Here is a 17,829-nt window from a genome sequence, read left to right on the forward strand (position 1 = left end):
CGATTCGGGCCGGTGCGACGGCAGGTCACCCGATAGTCAGCATCTCGTACCCCTCGTCGGCCAGGTCGGCGACCGACGGCGCGTGTTCGGTCTCGTCGCTGAGGAGCTCGATTCCGGACCGCTCGCAGGCCTCGACGACGTCGAACGCGTTCGCACAGTAGCCACAGGCACCGGCGAGCAGTCCCCGCTGTTCTATCTGTTCCCAGTCGTAGCTGAACGGAAGGTCCGGGCGCTCCTCGAACGCGGAGGGCCACTTGGTCGCCTGCCCGTCGAGGAACACCTGAACCTCGTAGCCGGCGTCGTCGAACTCCAGCGCGTAATTGAATGCGTTGTTGGCGACAGGGGCGTTGTCTGGCCCGGCGGAAAGTAGTATCGCGTACCTGTTCTCCGTCGCTGTGTCGTCCGAGCCGCCGGCGAATGCGTCGAGCAGTCCCATGTATACTCATGGAAAACTGCCGCGGTGTCGGATAAGTGGTTTCCAGATTCACACCCAATTTTGTCCCGTCTTGGGGCTGCTGGCCGTCTCTCTGTTGGCCAACCACACTCATCCACTGGGCGGTACCCTTTCGACCCCGGCTACCCTCTCCTCGTCCATGGACGAACGCGTACGCGAACACGCACGCACACTGGTCGAGTGGAGCGCACGCATCGAAGACGGGGACGACGTCGTCCTCGAGGTCGGCGAGGGCGCCCACGACCTGGGCGTCACCGTCGCCGAGCAGCTGGGCGAGAAAGGCGCGAACCTGCTTGCGACGTATCGTTCGCCGGAGCTCCAGCGGGCCTACCTCCGGGCCCACGACGGCGACTTCGAGGCCGACCCCGGCCACGAACTGGCGCTGTACGAGGCCGCCGACAGCGTTCTCATCCTGAAGGGGTCGAACAACACTGCCGGCAGCGCGGACGTGCCCGGTGACGTTCGGCAGGCCCACTCGAAGGCCCGCCAGGCCATCCGGGAAGCCCGCCTCGACACCGACTGGGTCTCGACCCAGCACCCGACGCGGGCGATGGCCCAGCAGGCCGGGATGGCCTACGCCGAGTATCAGGAGTTCGTCTACGACGCGACGCTGCGGGACTGGGAGGCGCTGGCCGAGGAGCAAGCGAGACTCAAGGACATCCTCGACGACGGCGAGACGGTCCGCATCCGAAACGAGGGAACGGACCTCACCCTGGACATCGGGGACCGTATCGCGGTCAACTCCGCGGCTAGCGTCGCCTACGACTCCCACAACCTCCCGTCGGGCGAGGTCTTTACCGCCCCGGCCGACACCGCCGGCGTCGTCACCTTCGACGTGCCGATGACCATCCAGGGCCGTCGCGTGCGCGACGTGAAACTGACGTTCAAGGACGGCGTCGTGGTCGACTACGCGGCCGAACAGGGCGCCGACGTCATCGAGGAGGTGTTAGAGACCGACGGCGGTTCGCGACGGCTGGGCGAGCTGGGCATCGGGATGAACCGCGGCGTCGACCGGGTCACCGACAACATCCTCTTCGACGAGAAGATGGGCGGTACCGTCCATCTGGCGCTGGGGCGGGCCTACGACGCCTGCCTGCCCGAGGGCGAGGCCGGCAACGACAGCGCGGTCCACGAGGACCTCATCACCACGATGGGCGAGGGGTCGCGTCTGGAGGTCGACGGCGAGACGGTGCAGGTCGACGGGCAGTTTGTGTGGGAGTGAGCGAACCCCGAGGATTTCGCGAACGCCGATGAACGTAGTTCGTCGGAAGTGAGCGGAGCCGCAGGCTCCGCGAGAACCGCCGGAGGGAAGCGCTGTCGCTCCGATGTCGTCAGTTAAATCCGCGAAAGGGGTGGGGGGTGGGGGGTGGTGGCACCCAAAGTGGGTGCAGTCGGTGCTTCGACAGTGGTGGTAAAGAAGGTTCCGGCCGAGGTGTTGCGGTTTTCGTTACTCGAATGACGAATCCTCCCCGCGGCGATAACACATATGTGCCGCCACCGCATACCACTGCCCGTGACGACGGTGTCGTCGGACGGCGCGAACGGCGTCGCCGACATCCGTATTCGCACGGCCGAACGGGCGGACCTGCTGGCGATACACCGCATCGAGCAGGCGGTGTTCCCCCAGCCCTGGCCGTTCTCGGCGCTGGAGAGCTATCTGGGGGAGTCGGGCTTTCTCGTCGCCGAGACCGACACCGACGAGGCTCGCGTCGCCGGCTACGTCATCGCCGACACCGTCCCCAATCACGGGACGCCGCTGGGCCACGTCAAGGACCTCGCAGTCTGTGAGGAACACCGGCGTGAAGGCGTCGCGACGGCGCTCTTGCGTCGGGCGCTCTCCAAGCTGGAGTCGGTCGGCGCGGACTCGGCCAAGCTGGAGGTCCGGGCCGAAAACGAGGAGGCACTCCGACTCTACCGCCAGTTCGGCTTCGAACACCGCAAGACCATCCCGAACTACTACAGCAACGGCGAGGACGCGCTTGTGATGGTCCGGTTGCTGTAGTCGTTGCTGTCTGAACCGACGATACCCGCGGTCCAGCGCACGTCGAATCAGACCCGATTTATGACGGCAGCCCCTCCACACAGCTACCATGGGATACGCCTGTCCAGTCTGTTCGGACCCGCAGGCCGACGCCACGCATCTGGCGAACCACCTCGCCTTCACCGCGCTGACCGGCGGCGACGACCACGAGGCGTGGCTGGACGACCACGTCCCCGAGTGGGGGCAGTTCGGCGAGACGGAACTGGCCGAGCACGTGGTCGACCACGCCGAGGAGCGGGAGTTCCCGCAGGTGTTCGAGGAGAGTGGTACGGGTGAGCACGCTCCCGACGACCTGCCATCGGGCGCAGACAGCCACCGCGGCGCGGCGTCGGTGAGTGACGAGGACGCCGAAGTGCTCGCGGAGGCCCGCGAGCTGACAAAGGAGATGCTCGAAGCGGAGGACGAAGACGCGGGCGAAGACGAAACCCAGTAATCCCGCGAGTGTCTACGAGCGGGCATGGAGACCGAGGGGCAGTTCTCGCCGTCGACAGCCGCTGTGGCGCGTGACCGCTACGAGTCGCTGGGCTCGACCGCACAGGTCGTCGTCAAGGAGGTCGCCAAGGCGATGGGCCTCGACAAAGCGGAGTACCGCGAGCGGGTCACTGGCGAGGTCGTCGAGACGGCCCGGGACGTACTCTTTGCGGAGTCGCTCGCGGTGACGGTCGGCAGCCGCGAGGAGTTCGACGCGTGGCGCGACGAGACGGACCACGAGGTCGAGGTCATCGGCGCGGACAACGTCGACAACGTCGTCTGGCACGCCCCCGACTTCGCCGAGACGGCCGTCGCCGCGACCTACCAGTCCGAACGCGACGCCGCCGTCGGCACGCTCCGCCGGCAGGCCTTCGGCCGCATCTACAGCGAGGTCGTCTGATGCGCCGGGTCACCCGGAACTTCCTGCTGGCGATGGCTGTCGTCGGCGTCCTGTTGCTGGCGATGGGAGCCCTGCCGAGCTACCTCCGGAGCGGTGACCCCTACTACATGACCGCGACGCCCGTCGGCGAGGTCGATAACGGTACCGCGAACGCGACGGGCGGGACCACCGCCACGCCAACCGCCGCGACAGCCAGCACAGAGAACACGAGCGTCGTCGACGCGGGGACTCTCTCCGAGCGGCGCTACCCCTACACCACGGAAGCGCTGGAAAACGCGACAGACGATAGCGCGGGCCAGTCGACGGCCTACTACCGGGGGCCGGTCGGCATCAAGGGCGCCTTTACCCACTCGCCGTTCGACGAGTACGACTCACTCGCCCAGCAGTACCCCGCGGCCGTCGACGGTGACGCCGTCCGCGTGAGCCACGACGGAACCGTTTACCGGCTGGCGGTGACACAGACCCCATGAGCCGCGACCCGACCCACGAGTGGCCCGTCCTCGAAAGCACGGCCGAGTACGAGACCGGCTGGTACACCGGCGGCTACGACCGCGTGCGCCAGCCCGACGGCTCCGAGAAACAGTACTACTGGGCCGACTTGCCCGACGCCGTCGTCGTCGTCGCCCGCACCGGCGACGAACTGGTCCTGGTCGACCAGTACCGCCCCACCATCCGCCAGCAGTGTCTCGAACTCCCCGCCGGCATCGTCGAAGACGGCGAGTCCTACACCACCGCCGGCGCTCGGGAACTGCGCGAGGAGACCGGCTTCGAACCGTCGGGCGTCTCGCTGTTGGAGTCGTTCGACTGTGCGACCGGCGTCCTGCGCCATCGCCGGGGTATCGTCTTCGCCGAGGGGCTCACCCCGACCGACCAGGAACTCGACGACAACGAGTTCCTCTCGGTGACCACGGTCCCCATCGACGACGCGCTCGACGTCGCCCGGCGCGAACCGGCCAACGACGCCACTATCGAGGGTGTGTTGCTGGCACAGGCCGAGGGGCTCATCTGATTTCGGGCTGTCCTGACTTGTCGTCCGTCGTGTCCGGTTCCAGCGAGTCCACCGGCGCCGTGACCTCACAAACCGCAAGCGGCTAATGTGTTCACTGTCCTATCGTTCGTTCATGGACGGCGAAATCGGGAACGAAGAGATGCGAGAGCTTCTGGACGCGGACGGCACGGAGATAATCGACATCCGCTCCCCGGCGGCGTTCCGGCGGGGCCACATCCCCGGTAGCGAGAACGTCCCGCTGCCCTCGCTGGTCGACAGCGTCGAGCAGTTCGACGACGCCGAGCGGGTCGTGACGGTCTGTCCGAAGGGGAAATCCAGCGTCCAGGCCGCTCGTCTCATCGCCTCTTACGAGGGGTTCGACGGCCGGGTTGAGAGCTTCGAACCGGGGCTGACGGGCTGGGACGGCGGATTCGCCGAGGGCGACGGGGCGGCCAGCGACGGCGGTAGCGAAGGGGCTGGCGCCGACTCGACGCCAGCCGACGAAGGTCCGGACGCTCCGTTCTGAAGGCCCGTTCCGAGCGCGCCGGTCGCAGATGGGCCACTCTATACTCTATTGGGGGGTGTTTCGTCAGCAACGCGAGGCCGAACAGAACCGGCGTTATCTGTCGGTTCTCCACGCGAACTGTGGGGGTCGGCCAGCTCACCGAAGTTCGGTCAGCCGGCTGCCCAGCACCTCCCGAATCGCGCCGCTGTCCCCACCGATACGGAGTATCTGATAGCCGGCGTCGATAGCCGCCTGGGCCGCCATCGGGTCGTTCTGGATGCGGCCGATGGGGACGTCGGCAGCGAGACAGGCTTCCAGTGTGCGGTCGACAGCCGCCTCGACGGCGTCGTCGGTGTCTGCCAGTGGCTCGCCGCCCGACAGCGACATCGAGAGGTCCGCCGGCCCGACGAAGGCAAAGCCAAGCTGGGGGATATCGAGTATCTCCTCGACGTTGTCGACGGCGCGCTGGTTCTCTATCATCGTCCCGACCAGCACCTCGCTGTCCTCGCCGCCGACGAAGCTGTCGACGTAGCCCGCCCACTTGCCCGACCGTCCCACGCCGACCCCACGGTCGCCCACGTCCCCGTCGTGAGCGAAGTAGGCGGCCTCGACCGCCGGGCGCAGCTGGTCGGCGGTCTCGATACGGGGCAGCAGGATAGTCCGCACACCGGCATCCAGCACCTTCCGGACGAGGGCGGGTTCGGGCTTGGGCAGCCGGACCAGCAGCTCGATACCGCCCGCTTCGGCGGCCCGCGTCAGCTCCGCCAGCGCGGTGCTGTCGTACGGGCTTGGGCCGCCGTGTTCGAGGTCCAGCCAGACGTAGTCCAGCCCGACGTCGCCCATAATCTCGATGACCGTCGGCGAGTAGGTCGCCGCGGCGGCGCCAAAGACCGTCTCGCCCGATTCGAGCGCCCGCCGAAGCCCGTTCTCGCTTCTCATGGTGTTCGCTCCGCGGTGGCGCCTGTCGACCCACCGGGTCGCACAGCCGGGCCGGACGCGGCGGCCCGGAGCGGCCATCGCCGGTCGAAGCGCTGTCGACACGTGCCTGCCATGTGTGGCATACACTAACATATTACTGGCGGCGACTTAAAATGTAGCCCGAACAACCTGTCTGGGGGCCACCAGGTCGGGGCAGGCCTGCTGTGTGGCGCTGTCCCAAACCATAATGTGACAGAAATTGTTATACAATTTATGAGTCACGCAGACAGCGCGCTCGCGACGGACCTCCTCGTCATCGGGGCCGGGCCGGGCGGCTACACGGCGGCGATTCGGGGCGCACAGCGGGGACTGGACGTCGTCCTGGTCGAGCGGGAGACGGTCGGCGGCGTCTGTATCAACCACGGCTGTATCCCGGCCAAATCGCTCATCCACGCCGCCGGGTTCCAGAAAGACATCCAGCACTGGTCGGATATCGGCATCGAGACGGGCGAGGTGTCGGTGGACTTCGACGCTATCCAGGACTGGAAGAACGACGTCATCGAGCGGCTGACCGACAACATCCGCGCGGGGCTGGACGACCACGACGTCCGGCTCCTGGGCGGGACGGCGAGCTTTCGGGACTCCTCGACCGTCGTCGTCGAGGGCGAGCGGGGCGACCGAACTATCGAGTTCGACAACGCTATCGTCGCGACCGGCTCCGAGCCGCTCGAACTCCCCGGGCTGGGGTTCGACAACGACCGCGTCATCTCCTCGCGGGAGGTCCTCCAGCTCGACGCGGTGCCCGAGGAGCTCGTCGTGGTTGGCGGCGGCTACATCGGGATGGAGGCCGTCACGAAGTTCGCCAAGTTCGGCTCGTCGGTCAGAGTCGTCGAGGCACGCGACCGCGTTCTGGGGATGTTCGAGGAGGAAATCGTCGACACCATCCAGGAGACCAGCGAGATGTACACCGACGGTATCTACACGAACGCCATGGCCACGGGGCTGGAGTACGACGACGAGGGCCGGCCGGTGTTACTCGTCGACCACGACGGCACGGAACGGCGGCTCTCGGCCGACTACGTCATCGTCGCGGCGGGGCGGGACACGACGGCGGCTCGGGACCGTATCGCCCTGGAGAACACGGACGTCGAACTGACCGAGAGGGGGTACATCGAGACGGACGACCAACTGCGGACGACGGACGAGAACATCTTCGCCGTCGGCGACGCCGCGGGCGAGCCGTTCCTGGCCCACGTCGCCTACGAGGAGGGAAAGGTCGCCGCCGCCGCTGCGGCCGGCGACGACGCCGCGCTGGGCACCGATTACCTCCCCTCTGTGATGTACACCGACCCGGAGGTCGCGGTGGTCGGCCACAGCGAGTCCGAGGCCCGTGAGGCGTACGCCGACGTGCTGGTCGGCCGGGTGCCGATGTCCTCCTCGGGTCGCGCGCTCTCGGCGAACAAACCGGCGGGCTACGTGAAGGTGGTCGCGGCCCCCGACGGCGAACTGCTGGGTGCACAGGTCGTCGGCGCCCGCGCCTCCGACACTATCGCCGAGGCGACGCTGGCGCTGGAACTGGACGCCACTGTCGACGACCTCAGGGGGACGGCCCACGCCCATCCGACCTTCCCCGAGGCGCTGGCGGACGCCGCTGCCGACGCCGTCGGGGAGTCAATCCACTCCCACTAGCGCCGTTCGACCCTGGTATCTCACGCTTGTCACTGCCTGCCATTCGGCTGCTCGCTACCTGGCACTTGCTAGCACATCCAAACAGCTATGGACATTTAGCATTATAGTCATATCATGCAGTCTACAGGCAACGAGGCAGTACGCATCGGGCTGAACGGCTTCGGGCGCATCGGACGCACCGTCTTCCGGGCGGCGCTCCACGACGACCGCGTCGACATCGTCGGCATCAACGACCTCATGGAGAACGAGGAGATGGCCTACCTCGCGAAGCACGACACCGTGATGGGGACCCTCGACGGCGTCGACCTCCGCGACGGCGAACTGGTCGTCGAGGACGCCGACTTTTCGGCGCCGCTGTTCGGCGAACGCTCGCCGGCAGACCTCCCGTGGGACGACCACGACGTCGACGTCGCCTTCGAGTGTACGGGTATCTTCCGCACCCGCGAGGACGCAAGCCAGTATCTCGAGGCGGGCGCCGACAAGGTGGTCATCTCCGCGCCGCCGAAGGGCGAGGACCCGGTCAAACAGATCGTCTACGGCGTCAACCAGGACGAGTACGACGGCGAGGAGATCGTCTCGAACGCCTCCTGTACCACGAACTCCGTCACCCCGGTGGTGGACGTCCTCGACGAGCAGTTCGGCATCGAGTACGGCCAGCTGACCACCGTCCACGCCTACACCGGCTCCCAGAACCTCGTCGACGGGCCGAGCGGGAAGCCCCGTCGGCGCCGCGCGGCCGCCGAGAACATCATCCCGACGACCACCGGCGCCGCGAAGGCGGTCACCGAGGTCCTCCCGCAACTGGAGGGCAAGCTCGACGGGATGGCCATCCGCGTCCCGGTCCCGGCGGGCTCGATAACCGAACTCCTCGTGAACCTCGAGGAAGACGTGACCGCGGGCGATGTCAACGCGGCGTTCCGCGAGGCGGCCGATGGCCACCTCGAAGGGGTCATGGGCGTCACCGACGAATCGGTCGTCTCCTCGGACATCGTCGGGCTCCCGTACTCGACCTACGTCGACCTCGACCTGACGAACGTGGTCGGCGGGATGACCAAGATATTCACCTGGTACGACAACGAGTACGGCTTCTCCAGCCGGATGCTCGACGTCGCCGATCACATCACCGAGAACTGAACCGAAGCTGCGGTCGGGGTGGGTGACTCGTGCCCGTCCGGACCGAGACCCGTTTTCCGCGCCGAATTACCGGTCGTCCTGCCCGTTCTGGTGTATCGCGTCGTCGTAGATGACGCCGCGTTCGGCGTCCAGTGTCACCACGTCGCCCTCTGTGGCCTTGTCGGAGATGCTCGCGCCGGAGACCATCGGAATCGACAGCTCCCGGGCGACCACCGCCGCGTAGCCGGTCGTGCCCTCGTGGGCGTCGACGATGCCGGCTATCCGCCCGGTGTCGCCGGTGAACTCCCCGTCGAAGTGGTTCGGGACGCTGAGTATCGCGCCGTCGGGCACGTCGTCTATGTTCCCGTCGCCGACCCGGTGGAAGGGCCCGGAGACGAGCCCCGGAACCACCGACTCCCCCCGGCCGACGGTCTCGGAGGCGACGTGAATCTTCAGCATGTTCGAGGTGTTGACCCCTTCCAGTTCCGTCATCATCCCCGAGAGGACGACGACCGTGTCGCCGCTTTCGACTGCCTCCGTCTCCAGGCCCGACTGGACGGCGCTGTTGATGATGGCACCCGCGCCCTCGGCGGTGTAGGGCGTCGTCGCGGGCGTGATACCCCACGAGAGGGTCAGCCGGCGCTGGACCTCCACGTTGGGTGTCGAGGCGACGATGGGAATCGACGGCCGGAACTTCGCGGCCTTGAGCGCGGTGTAACCCGATTCGGAGGCGGCGACGATGGCGTCCGCGCCGATGTCACGCGCCAGGAACCGGGCCGAGCGAGCCAGCGCGTCGGCCCGCGACGCGTCGGCGTCGGGCACGTGCTGTTCGCGGTTCTCGTCGTACTCCGGGGCGTCCTCGACGTCCTGAACGATGTTGGCCATCGTCTCGACGACGCGCACCGGATGCTCGCCCATGGCCGTCTCGCCCGAGAGCATCACGGCGTCGGTGCCGTCAAGCACTGCGTTGGCCACGTCGGAGGCCTCCGCACGGGTCGGTCGTCGGGCCGTCGTCATCGAGTCGAGCATCTCCGTGGCGGTGATGACCGGGACCCCCGCCTCGTTGCACTTGCGGATGATGCGCTTCTGTATCATCGGGACGTCTTCGAGCGGGAGCTCCACCCCGAGGTCGCCGCGGGCGACCATGATGCCATAGGACGCCTCGATGATTGAGTCGATATTGTCGACGGCGATGTCCCGTTCGATCTTGGAGATGATGGGGATGTCCGCCCCGAGCTCCGAAAGTGTCTCCTCTATCTCGCGGACGAAATCCCCGTCACGGACGAACGAGGCCGCGACGAAGTCGACCTCTTTCTCCGCGGCGACCTCCAGCTCGGTCTGGTCTTTCTCGGTGACGGTCGGCAGTCCCAGTTCGACGCCTGGGACGATGACGCCCTTGCGCCCGCCTAACTTCCCACCGTTCCCGACGGTCGCCGTGATAGTCTCGCCGTCGACCTCGTCGACGGTGGCCGCGATACGGGCGTCGTCCAGCAGGATGCGGTCGCCCGGCTCGACCGCGGAGATGTCGTGTGAGAGGCCGATCTCCTCCGGCGTGGCCTCGCTGCCTACGACGAATCGCACCGTCGACCCGGCCGCAAGCTGGATGGGCTCGTCCAGCGGCGCCGTCCGGACCTCGGGGCCGGGGAGGTCGTGCATCACTGCGACCGGGGCCTCCGTGTCCTCGTCGACCTCGCGGACCCGTTCGATGACTGTCCGGCGGTCCTCGGGCGTACCGTGGCTCGCGTTCATCCGGGCGACGGCCATCCCGGCCTCGGCCAGCCCGGTCAGTGTCTCCACCGAGTCCGAGGCCGGGCCGATGGTGCAGACGATCTTCGCGGACCGCATCTCAGGCCTGCCCCTCGATGCGCAGCAGTTCGTTCAGCTTCGCGGTTCGCTCGCCGCCGACCGTCCCGGTCTTGATGAAGGGCGCGTCGGTGCCGACCGCGACGTGGGCGATGGTGGTGTCCTCGGTCTCGCCGCTACGATGTGAGATGACCGACTCGATGTCGTTCTCGGCGCCGCGCTCGATGGCGTCGATGGCGTCGGTGAGCGTCCCTATCTGGTTGGGCTTGATGAGGATGCTGTTGGCCGACCCCTTCTCGATGCCCTCCTGCAGGCGCGAGGTGTTGGTCACGAACAGGTCGTCCCCGCAGATGAGCGTCTCCTCGCGGACCCGGTCTGTCAGTTCGGCCCACTCGCCGAAGGCGTTCTCGTCGAGTGGGTCTTCGACGTACTTCAGGCCGTACTCGTGGACCATCTCCTCGACGTAGTCTATCTGTTCCGCGGTGGATTTCACGTCGTCGTCGTAGACGTACTCGCCGTTCTCGTGGAGCTCGGAGGCGGCCATATCCAGCCCGAAGCCGATTTCGAAGCCGAGCTCGTCGGCGACGGTCGTCGTCGCGTCGTCGACGATGTCGAACGCTTTCGCGTCGTCGATAGGTGGCGCCCACGCCCCCTCGTCGCCCTTGTTCGTCGGGATGCCCTCGGCCTGGAGCAGCTCCTTGATGTGGGCGTGGACCCGCGCGTTCGCGAGGACCGCCTCTTCGACGCTCGGTGCGCCCACCGGCACCGAGAGGAACTCCTGGATGTTGGTCGCCTCGGCGGCGTGGGCGCCGCCGCCGATGACGTTCCCCAGCGGCGTGGGGGTCGTGTTCCCGCGGAAGGTCCCCCCGAGGTGGTGGTACAGTGGGATACCGATGCTGTCGGCGCCGGCCTTGGCGGCGGCCATACTGATGGCGACGGCCGAGTTGGCACCGATCTCCGAGAAGTTCGTGGTCCCGTCTGCCTCCCGTAGCGCGGCGTCGACCGCCCGCTGGTTCTCCGCGTCGACCTCGCTCTCGAGGTCGGGAATCGCTTTCTCCTCGGCTCGCTCGATGGCCTCGGCCGCGTCCAGTTCGATGGCCTCGTGTTCGCCCGTCGACGCCCCGCTGGGCGCCGCCGCGCGGCCGAAGCCACCGCTCGTCGTCGAGACGTCCGCCTCGACCGTCGTGTTTCCTCTCGAATCCAGTACGCGTCGCAGTGTGATGTCGGTGATGCGTGTCATGGGTGGTCCACGGGAGATGCGCGACTGCGTGACATGTGGCCAAGCCGTAAGTTCTCTCCCGTTGTCAAACTATTCAAACAACGCGATGAAAGTCTTTCCGGTGGTTCTGGCGACTTTCAGGCGCTCACATGCCAGTATTCGGATGCCGCCGACTACCGACGAGACGGCCCGGAATCGCGCCGCCCCGCGTTGCTTCGAGGACGCCGTCGCTTCGCCGCGCGGCTACGCCGCTTGGCATCGAGGCGCGTAGCGCCTCGCTTCGCTCAGCCATCTCCGCCCTGCTCCACGGCTCACTGCGTTCGCCGTGTCGCTACGAGGCGACCGTCACTCCGTTCCGGTAGCCTCGCCGACCACGTCCTCGTCGGTCGGCCCCTGCCCGTCGAACTCGGCGACGACCGCGTCCAGCTCTGCCGGGTCCTCGACGTGGGGGAGCCGTTCGTCGGCGGTCGTCGACTCGGCGTCGACGCCCAGCTTGTCACAGGCCAGGTCGGCCGCCGCTTCGGCCATCTGCCGGTAGGTGGTCAGCTTCCCGCCGACGATGCTGGCCATGTTCTCGACGCCGTCGTCGGCGTGGTCCAGCAGGAAGAACCCCCGGGAGATACCGCGGCCGCCGCGGGCCTGCTCGTCGGGCGCGAACAGCGGTCGGATACCCCACCAGGTCCGTATCTCGGGGGCGTCTTCGACCGGTGGGAGCATATCCCCACACTCCGCTCGGGTCCGCTCCTTTTCGGCCTGGTCGGTCTCGTACTCGTCCGGATCGTCGACGTCGACGCTCGTCGTCCCAAGCACGACCTCGCCCTCGTGGGGGACGACGATGTCGCCGTCGTCCGGGTCACGACAGCGGTTCAGCACCGGCTCCAGGTCGTCGTACTCGACGGATATCATCACGCCGCGGTTGGGCTGCATCTCGACGTCTATGCCGGCCATCTCGGCCAGCTTGCCAGCCCAGGCCCCGGTCGCGCTGACGACGTAGTCGGCCTCGATGGTGTCGGAGACGTCACCGCCGACCTCGACGCCGGTGACCGTGTCGTCGTCGACGTCGATGCCCTCGACGGGCGCGTGAGTGTGGACTGTCGCGCCGTGGTTTCGGGCGTCGGCGGCGTTGGCCGCACAGAGCCGCGACGGGTAGATGACCGCGTCGGGCACCGTCATCGCCCGGACTGTCTCCTCGGCGAGATTCGGGACCCGCTCGCGGGCCTCGTCGCCGTCTAGCTCCTCGACCGGGATGCCGATGTCCTCGCAGGCCGCCCGTTTCTCGTCGAAGTAGTCGGGGTCGTCCGCCTCGAGCTGGACGAACAGCCCGCCAGTATCGCGGATGCACGCGCCCGCGATGTCCCGGAGTATCTCGTTCTCTTCGAGACACTCCTCGGCCCCCACGCGGTCAGCTTCGGCGTAGCGGGCACCGCTGTGGAGCAGTCCGTGGGACCGCCCGGACGTTCCGCTGCCGATGCCACCGCGGTCGACGAGCGTTACGTCGACCCCGCGGAGCGCGAGGTCGCGAGCGATTCCAGCGCCGGTGGCACCGCCACCGACGACGAGTACGTCTGTCTCCTGTGACATGTCTTGTCATTAGGACAATTGACATATCACTCTATCGACGGTGTTGCAACTGGTAGCTATCGGGCGAGTAAACGGGTCCGGCGCCGCCGCTCACCGGTCACGGAATGGTGGCTCAGTATACGCTATCGTCACAAGGGGCTCAGCGGGGGTAACTGCTCGTCATCGCCACCACTGTCTCGTTCACGTTCGTCGCTGAAAAGTTCGTCTATTACCGAGGGACTGGTACCGAAATTCAAGACCCTACAGCGGTACCGTCTCCAGTGTGAGACGACCTACGGTGCAACGGGTGCGTCACTGTCGGTGTCGAGTCCGTGCAACGGGACATCACCGGAGAACTCGAATTCGTCGTACCAGACCGTCGGTCGTTTTGCTCGTCCCTCGTCTTCCAGTTCGATGAGCCCGTAGTCGGCAAGTTCGTGAACGTTTTCAGTTACTTCCGGGGGATGTCGATCGACGATACGTGCGAGCTCGCGGATGCTTGCGGGCTCGTATTCGACGATGGCTTCGAGCAGTTCGAGATTCGTGGGTCGGAAGATACGGCCGAACGTTGCGAGGCTCTCGATGCTGAGTCGGGACGGGTTCGGGTCCACCTCTTCGCCGTCGTCGATGGATGCGAGCGTCTCCTCGAGGCCGGTGCGGTTGGGGCGCGTGCCAATCGTGATGTGGAGCGTCTGGGTCATGGATGGTGTCGTGATGTGGTTGGCTACCATTCGATGCGTTTCTCGGGTGGGAGCGCAGCACGCCAAGCCCGATAGAGTGGTTGGAGGCCCTCGTATTCGATTTCGAATACCTGTCCCCCGATATGCAGTTCGTGCGGACCGTGATGGTTGTCGAAGCGGATGATGGGCTCTTCAGCGCCGGCTTCGCCGTAGTGAAAGGCGTACTTGATGCCCTCCGGATACTGGTCGGAGTCGGGCACATCGAGGATACGTATCCGGACGACAGTTCCGTCGTCATAGGCTTGAATTTCATCTTCCAACACCTCGACGTCGTCTCCCATCGATGGTTGTTAGTCTGTATCCTAACAACATGAGTGTTAGGGTATATACTAACAGTGTAGAAACGACGGCTCGCGGTCAAATCGCGATTTGGTCACTACAGTGCCTGTGTTTGACCGAGTCAAGTAGTCCGAAATAGAGCGTCCTCGATTCTGCGTACCCCGTATAATCAGACGAGGTTGAACAGCCATATGACTAATTACGGGTTCCACAAACTCCGCTCCATCGTCAATGGGGGCGACTACTCCCAAACCCTTCACCGATCTATTAATAGAAACTGTGTCTCAGCAGGGGTAACATTTCGTCATCGCCACCACGCCAGTGTAGAGTCCCCCCCGGGAAAAACTCGTTTGTTGACGGCCGTTCGAGGATTTGGATCGCCATGGGAGAGTTTTCAGAGGGGAGACGACTAACCACGGCCCAACTTACTTTATAACTCGTTGCATATAATCGGACAGTGTCCGAGCTAACGAAACAAAAAGCGACAGTCTGTATCGATGTCAGCACCGGAGAGGATGTGTTTCGCCTCAGTGCGGCCGACGAGATACTCGGCCTTCTGGTGGACGCTCACGAGACGGAGTTTTCGATTCCCGAACTCGTCGACGCGACAGGTGCCGCCCGCTCGACGGTCTGGCGGGCCGTCGACCTGCTCAACAGCCTCGGCGTCGTTCGTGTGCGTGAGACGCCACAGCGTAACTACGTCTCAATCAACCCTGAGCGTCTGCAGAAGGACGACCCGATACTGGCTATCGAACAGGCCGAGTTCCACGACCCGATTCGAGCGTTCGTCGAGCGCGTTTGGAACGAATTCGACGAGAGCGACGACATCAAGGAACTCGTCGGCGTTGTCGTCTTCGGCAGCGTCGCCCGTGGCGAGGCCGACAGACGGAGCGACATCGACCTGTTCGTCGTCGTCGACGGCGACCGGACGAGTGCCCGCCGCCGCACAACCGACGTGGTGAGTGACCTCTCGGAAGAACGGTTTGACGGCGACCGGTTCGCGTTCGAACCGTACGTCGAGTCCGTCGACAGCACCCGCCGAGCGGGGCCGAAGCTCCGTGAGATATTCGAAGAGGGTACCACCGTAGTCGGGAGCGAGCGGCTCCAGTCGATTCGTAAGGCGGTGTTCGCCGATGAGTAGCACGCGTATCGGGCAGCTTCTCGACGACGCACAGGCCGCTTTCGACCGACGGCCCAGCGACATCGAAACGGGGCTCGATGTGTCCGACGCCGCTTTGCTTCAGCTTCGGAAAGCGTGCCGACTGCTCGCCGGTGCGGAAGCACTGCAAGAACAGGGCTACTACACGCTCGTCATTGAGGCGTCGTTCGTCGCGATAGAACGAACGGTTGAGTTTCGGCTTCTCGAACGGGGGACGATGGAGCCGACAGATTTGCCCGGGACGCATCCAGGTGTGTATCGGGAGGCGGCATCGGCCGGTATCTTCGACGCATCGATGGCGAACGACCTCGCCGACCTGTGGCGGGACCACCGAGCGAAGACGTACTATCAGGACGGACTCGCGGCGGCGGAGCGCGCTGATACGATGTATGCGCTTGCGAAGGAAGTTCACGCCTTCGTAGTGGGGCGGTCTTCGCAGGGCCACGAGTGTCTCTATGAGTAGACCAGCCGCTGTCTATTGAGTCATCTATTAATAGAAACTGGGTCTCAGCGGGGGTAACTGCTCGTCATCGCCACCATCGATACATAGTCGACCGGGGCTGAAAACGGTCCGTTCCCGGGCCGGTGATAGCGCTCCGTTTCTGTCCCGTTGATTCAGTCGAACGTCGGTGGGACATCGCATCCAGGGGGGAGACCGCCAGCCAGTATTAATAATAGTAAACTCAGAATAAGAGCATTTAATAGAACTGAGCCCAGTGTTAATAACATGGGGTACACCCGACGCCGTATGCTGGCCGCCACCGCGGGTATCGCCGGTCTCGGCGCCATCGCCGGCTGTTCTGGCGGGTCCGGACAGTCGAACGCCGCCGCAGTCCAGTCATCGTTTTTCGTCTTCGACGACATCGCCGAGAACGTCGCCGGGGACAGCACGACCACCGACCTCCTCGTCCCCATCGGGCAGCACGGTCACGGCTGGGAGCCCGGCCCCCGCGTCCGCGAGGACATCTACGACGCGTCGGTGTTCGTCCACGGCATGGAGGGGTTCCAGCCGTGGGCCGACGACATCCTCGAGGACCTCGAGGCCGACGGGGCCGGGGTGACGCCGGTCGACGTGAGCGCCGACGTCTCGCTGCTCGAATTCGGGGTGTCACACGACGAGCACGACGACGAACACGGAACCGAGAGTCACGAGGGCGAACACCACGACGAACACGAGACTGACACCCACGAGCGCGAGGACGACAACCACGACCACGGGTCGATGGACCCGCACTTCTGGATGGACCCCACCCGCGTCGCGACCGCCGCCGACACCGTCCGGGCGGCGGTAGCCGATTTCGACGCGGACAACGCCGACAGCTACGCCGACAACGCCGAGGCCTACCAGGCCAGGCTGGCCGACCTCGACGAGCGCATGGAGTCACGGCTCGCCGACGCCTCGAAGGGGACGCTTCTGGTCGCCGGCCACAACGCCTTTGGCTACCTGAGCGAGCGCTACGGCATCACCGTCGAGGCACTGACCGACGCATCGCCGGACGACGAGCCGACGCTTTCCGACCGGGAGCGGGCCCGGGCGGTCATCCAGGAGCACGGGCTGACCTACATCTGTGCCGACCCGCTCGAATCACAGACGATGGCCGAGGAACTCGTCGCGGAGACCGACGCCGAGGAGGTTCTGCCCCTGACGGCGATGCCCGGGCTGAACGAGTCCTGGCGGGAATCGGACTGGGGGTACGTCGACGTGATGGAGCAGGTGAACCTCCCGACGCTGGCCAAAGCGCTCGGGGCCAGATGAGCGTCGCCGAACTCACCGACGTAACCTTCGCCTACGGCGACCGGCCGGTCGTCGAGGACGTCTCCATGGACGTGCCCGAGGGGGCCTTTCTCGGACTCGTCGGACCCAACGGCTCGGGGAAGACGACGCTCCTGGAGCTGCTGGTCGGCCTCCGCCGGCCCGACAGCGGCTCGGTGACTCTGTTCGACGAGCCGGCCCACCGCGTCGCGGACGGCGAGCGGCTCGGCTACGTCGCCCAGAACGCCGCTGCCGGCGCCGGCGAGATGCCGGTGACGGTGCGCGAAGCGGTCCGGATGGGTCGGTATCCCCGTCGGCTCTTTCGCCGTTTCCGAGACGCGGACCGGGCGGCGATAGATTCGGCGCTCGACCGGGTCGGCATCCGAGACCTCGCCGACCGCCGGGTCGGGCGGCTCTCCGGTGGCCAGCGCCAGCGGGTGTTCATCGCCCGCGCGCTGGCGGCCGAGGCGGACCTGCTCGCGCTCGACGAGCCGACAGTCGGCGTCGACGCCGACTCCCGCGAGGCCTTCTACGACCTGCTCCACGAGCTCAACGACGAGGGGATGACTATCGTGCTCATCGAGCACGACATCGGCGTCGTCACGACTCACGCCACCGAAATCGCCTGTCTCAACCGAACACTGTTCTTCCACGGGGACCCCGAGACGTTCGTCGAGACCGACGCGCTTGCCGACGCCTACGGCGCGAACCAGGGTGTCCTCCACCACGGGCACTGA

General features: G+C 66.1%; 21 protein-coding genes. 13 read left to right on the plus strand and 8 right to left on the minus strand.

Annotated features, from left to right (window positions below; genetic code table 11):
- Positions 1-25 precede the first annotated feature (25 nt).
- Complete coding sequence (locus EGD98_RS12330; protein ID WP_220588675.1) at positions 26-436, minus strand: DsrE family protein; 411 nt, start codon at positions 434-436, stop codon at positions 26-28.
- Positions 437-593: 157 nt separating this feature from the next.
- On the opposite strand from EGD98_RS12330, the gene EGD98_RS12335 reads away from it, so the two are divergent.
- The 7 genes from EGD98_RS12335 to EGD98_RS12365 all read left to right on the plus strand — a co-directional run bounded on the left by EGD98_RS12335 (position 594) and on the right by EGD98_RS12365 (position 4,880).
- A complete protein-coding gene (locus tag EGD98_RS12335) occupies positions 594-1,676 on the plus strand; it encodes an aminopeptidase (RefSeq protein WP_220588676.1) in 1,083 nt (360 codons plus the stop codon).
- 291 nt (positions 1,677-1,967) lie between these two features.
- On the plus strand, positions 1,968-2,456 hold the full coding sequence (gene rimI, locus EGD98_RS12340) for a ribosomal protein S18-alanine N-acetyltransferase (protein WP_328762844.1): 489 nt from the start codon (positions 1,968-1,970) through the stop codon (positions 2,454-2,456).
- Positions 2,457-2,544: 88 nt separating this feature from the next.
- Complete coding sequence (locus EGD98_RS12345; RefSeq protein ID WP_220588678.1) at positions 2,545-2,928, plus strand: DUF5810 domain-containing protein; 384 nt, start codon at positions 2,545-2,547, stop codon at positions 2,926-2,928.
- A gap of 24 nt (positions 2,929-2,952) precedes the next feature.
- A complete protein-coding gene (locus EGD98_RS12350; protein WP_220588679.1) occupies positions 2,953-3,366 on the plus strand; it encodes a DUF5809 family protein in 414 nt (137 codons plus the stop codon).
- Entirely contained in the window at positions 3,366-3,836 is a 471-nt protein-coding gene (locus EGD98_RS12355; RefSeq protein ID WP_220588680.1) for a hypothetical protein, read from the plus strand. The genes EGD98_RS12350 and EGD98_RS12355 overlap by 1 nt, the downstream gene beginning before the upstream one ends.
- Positions 3,833-4,375, plus strand: coding sequence for an NUDIX hydrolase (locus EGD98_RS12360; RefSeq protein ID WP_220588681.1), 543 nt, complete (start codon positions 3,833-3,835; stop codon positions 4,373-4,375). The genes EGD98_RS12355 and EGD98_RS12360 overlap by 4 nt, the downstream gene beginning before the upstream one ends.
- A gap of 112 nt (positions 4,376-4,487) precedes the next feature.
- Positions 4,488-4,880 carry a rhodanese-like domain-containing protein gene (locus tag EGD98_RS12365; RefSeq protein WP_220588682.1) on the plus strand — a complete coding sequence of 131 codons (393 nt, stop codon included), beginning with the start codon at positions 4,488-4,490 and terminating at the stop codon, positions 4,878-4,880.
- Between the two features lie 135 nt (positions 4,881-5,015).
- On the opposite strand, the gene EGD98_RS12370 is transcribed toward EGD98_RS12365, so the two are convergent.
- Positions 5,016-5,798: an HpcH/HpaI aldolase family protein gene (locus tag EGD98_RS12370; RefSeq protein ID WP_220588683.1), complete on the minus strand. Its 783-nt coding sequence runs from the start codon at positions 5,796-5,798 to the stop codon at positions 5,016-5,018.
- 252 nt (positions 5,799-6,050) lie between these two features.
- Here EGD98_RS12370 and lpdA point away from each other — a divergent pair, with 252 nt between their 5' ends.
- Positions 6,051-7,466, plus strand: coding sequence for a dihydrolipoyl dehydrogenase (gene lpdA, locus EGD98_RS12375; protein WP_220588684.1), 1,416 nt, complete (start codon positions 6,051-6,053; stop codon positions 7,464-7,466).
- A gap of 114 nt (positions 7,467-7,580) precedes the next feature.
- Positions 7,581-8,600: a type I glyceraldehyde-3-phosphate dehydrogenase gene (gene gap, locus EGD98_RS12380; RefSeq protein ID WP_220588685.1), complete on the plus strand. Its 1,020-nt coding sequence runs from the start codon at positions 7,581-7,583 to the stop codon at positions 8,598-8,600.
- Between the two features lie 66 nt (positions 8,601-8,666).
- Here the strand turns inward: gap and pyk are convergent, their stop codons facing one another.
- The 6 genes from pyk to EGD98_RS12410 all read right to left on the minus strand — a co-directional run bounded on the left by pyk (position 8,667) and on the right by EGD98_RS12410 (position 14,182).
- The gene (gene pyk, locus EGD98_RS12385; protein WP_220588686.1) at positions 8,667-10,424 is read right to left on the minus strand and encodes a pyruvate kinase; all 1,758 of its coding nucleotides are present in this window, start codon (positions 10,422-10,424) and stop codon (positions 8,667-8,669) included.
- A 1-nt stretch (position 10,425) separates the two neighbouring features.
- Positions 10,426-11,622, minus strand: coding sequence for a phosphopyruvate hydratase (gene eno / locus EGD98_RS12390; RefSeq protein ID WP_220588687.1), 1,197 nt, complete (start codon positions 11,620-11,622; stop codon positions 10,426-10,428).
- A gap of 124 nt (positions 11,623-11,746) precedes the next feature.
- Positions 11,747-11,893, minus strand: a complete 147-nt coding sequence (locus EGD98_RS12395) for a hypothetical protein (RefSeq protein WP_220588688.1) — start codon at positions 11,891-11,893, stop codon at positions 11,747-11,749.
- A gap of 53 nt (positions 11,894-11,946) precedes the next feature.
- Positions 11,947-13,182, minus strand: a complete 1,236-nt coding sequence (locus EGD98_RS12400; protein ID WP_220588689.1) for an FAD-dependent oxidoreductase — start codon at positions 13,180-13,182, stop codon at positions 11,947-11,949.
- Positions 13,183-13,454: 272 nt separating this feature from the next.
- Complete coding sequence (locus EGD98_RS12405; protein WP_220589411.1) at positions 13,455-13,862, minus strand: HVO_A0114 family putative DNA-binding protein; 408 nt, start codon at positions 13,860-13,862, stop codon at positions 13,455-13,457.
- A gap of 23 nt (positions 13,863-13,885) precedes the next feature.
- Positions 13,886-14,182 (minus strand): toxin-antitoxin system TumE family protein, encoded by a 297-nt coding sequence (locus EGD98_RS12410; protein WP_220588690.1) that lies wholly within the window; start codon positions 14,180-14,182, stop codon positions 13,886-13,888.
- A 455-nt stretch (positions 14,183-14,637) separates the two neighbouring features.
- On the opposite strand from EGD98_RS12410, the gene EGD98_RS21185 reads away from it, so the two are divergent.
- The 4 genes from EGD98_RS21185 (at position 14,638) to EGD98_RS12430 (ending at position 17,829) form a co-directional block, all read left to right on the plus strand.
- Positions 14,638-15,321 carry a nucleotidyltransferase domain-containing protein gene (locus tag EGD98_RS21185; protein WP_413229586.1) on the plus strand — a complete coding sequence of 228 codons (684 nt, stop codon included), beginning with the start codon at positions 14,638-14,640 and terminating at the stop codon, positions 15,319-15,321.
- On the plus strand, positions 15,314-15,802 hold the full coding sequence (locus tag EGD98_RS12420) for a DUF8154 family protein (protein ID WP_220588692.1): 489 nt from the start codon (positions 15,314-15,316) through the stop codon (positions 15,800-15,802). Before EGD98_RS21185 ends, EGD98_RS12420 begins: the two co-directional genes overlap by 8 nt.
- A 264-nt stretch (positions 15,803-16,066) precedes the next feature.
- Positions 16,067-17,095: a metal ABC transporter substrate-binding protein gene (locus EGD98_RS12425; RefSeq protein WP_236039469.1), complete on the plus strand. Its 1,029-nt coding sequence runs from the start codon at positions 16,067-16,069 to the stop codon at positions 17,093-17,095.
- The gene (locus tag EGD98_RS12430; protein ID WP_220588693.1) at positions 17,092-17,829 is read left to right on the plus strand and encodes a metal ABC transporter ATP-binding protein; all 738 of its coding nucleotides are present in this window, start codon (positions 17,092-17,094) and stop codon (positions 17,827-17,829) included. The genes EGD98_RS12425 and EGD98_RS12430 overlap by 4 nt, the downstream gene beginning before the upstream one ends.

It is taken from the genome of Haloarcula salinisoli, from assembly GCF_019599405.1.
In the GTDB taxonomy this organism is placed as follows: Archaea; Halobacteriota; Halobacteria; order Halobacteriales; family Haloarculaceae; genus Haloarcula; species Haloarcula salinisoli.

Coding starts and splice junctions, on each gene's coding strand:
- EGD98_RS12400 (WP_220588689.1), bottom strand. CDS start 13,182: ATGTCACAGGAGACAGACGTACTCGTCGTCGGTGGCGGTGCCACCGGC.
- pyk (WP_220588686.1), bottom strand. CDS start 10,424: ATGCGGTCCGCGAAGATCGTCTGCACCATCGGCCCGGCCTCGGACTCG.
- EGD98_RS12405 (WP_220589411.1), bottom strand. CDS start 13,862: ATGACCCAGACGCTCCACATCACGATTGGCACGCGCCCCAACCGCACC.
- EGD98_RS12410 (WP_220588690.1), bottom strand. CDS start 14,182: ATGGGAGACGACGTCGAGGTGTTGGAAGATGAAATTCAAGCCTATGAC.
- EGD98_RS12330 (WP_220588675.1), bottom strand. CDS start 436: ATGGGACTGCTCGACGCATTCGCCGGCGGCTCGGACGACACAGCGACG.
- EGD98_RS12335 (WP_220588676.1), top strand. CDS start 594: ATGGACGAACGCGTACGCGAACACGCACGCACACTGGTCGAGTGGAGC.
- EGD98_RS12350 (WP_220588679.1), top strand. CDS start 2,953: ATGGAGACCGAGGGGCAGTTCTCGCCGTCGACAGCCGCTGTGGCGCGT.
- EGD98_RS12345 (WP_220588678.1), top strand. CDS start 2,545: ATGGGATACGCCTGTCCAGTCTGTTCGGACCCGCAGGCCGACGCCACG.
- EGD98_RS12365 (WP_220588682.1), top strand. CDS start 4,488: ATGGACGGCGAAATCGGGAACGAAGAGATGCGAGAGCTTCTGGACGCG.
- EGD98_RS12420 (WP_220588692.1), top strand. CDS start 15,314: ATGAGTAGCACGCGTATCGGGCAGCTTCTCGACGACGCACAGGCCGCT.
- EGD98_RS12425 (WP_236039469.1), top strand. CDS start 16,067: ATGGGGTACACCCGACGCCGTATGCTGGCCGCCACCGCGGGTATCGCC.
- EGD98_RS12395 (WP_220588688.1), bottom strand. CDS start 11,893: ATGGCTGAGCGAAGCGAGGCGCTACGCGCCTCGATGCCAAGCGGCGTA.
- EGD98_RS12370 (WP_220588683.1), bottom strand. CDS start 5,798: ATGAGAAGCGAGAACGGGCTTCGGCGGGCGCTCGAATCGGGCGAGACG.
- EGD98_RS12355 (WP_220588680.1), top strand. CDS start 3,366: ATGCGCCGGGTCACCCGGAACTTCCTGCTGGCGATGGCTGTCGTCGGC.
- gap (WP_220588685.1), top strand. CDS start 7,581: ATGCAGTCTACAGGCAACGAGGCAGTACGCATCGGGCTGAACGGCTTC.
- EGD98_RS12430 (WP_220588693.1), top strand. CDS start 17,092: ATGAGCGTCGCCGAACTCACCGACGTAACCTTCGCCTACGGCGACCGG.
- lpdA (WP_220588684.1), top strand. CDS start 6,051: ATGAGTCACGCAGACAGCGCGCTCGCGACGGACCTCCTCGTCATCGGG.
- EGD98_RS12360 (WP_220588681.1), top strand. CDS start 3,833: ATGAGCCGCGACCCGACCCACGAGTGGCCCGTCCTCGAAAGCACGGCC.
- eno (WP_220588687.1), bottom strand. CDS start 11,622: ATGACACGCATCACCGACATCACACTGCGACGCGTACTGGATTCGAGA.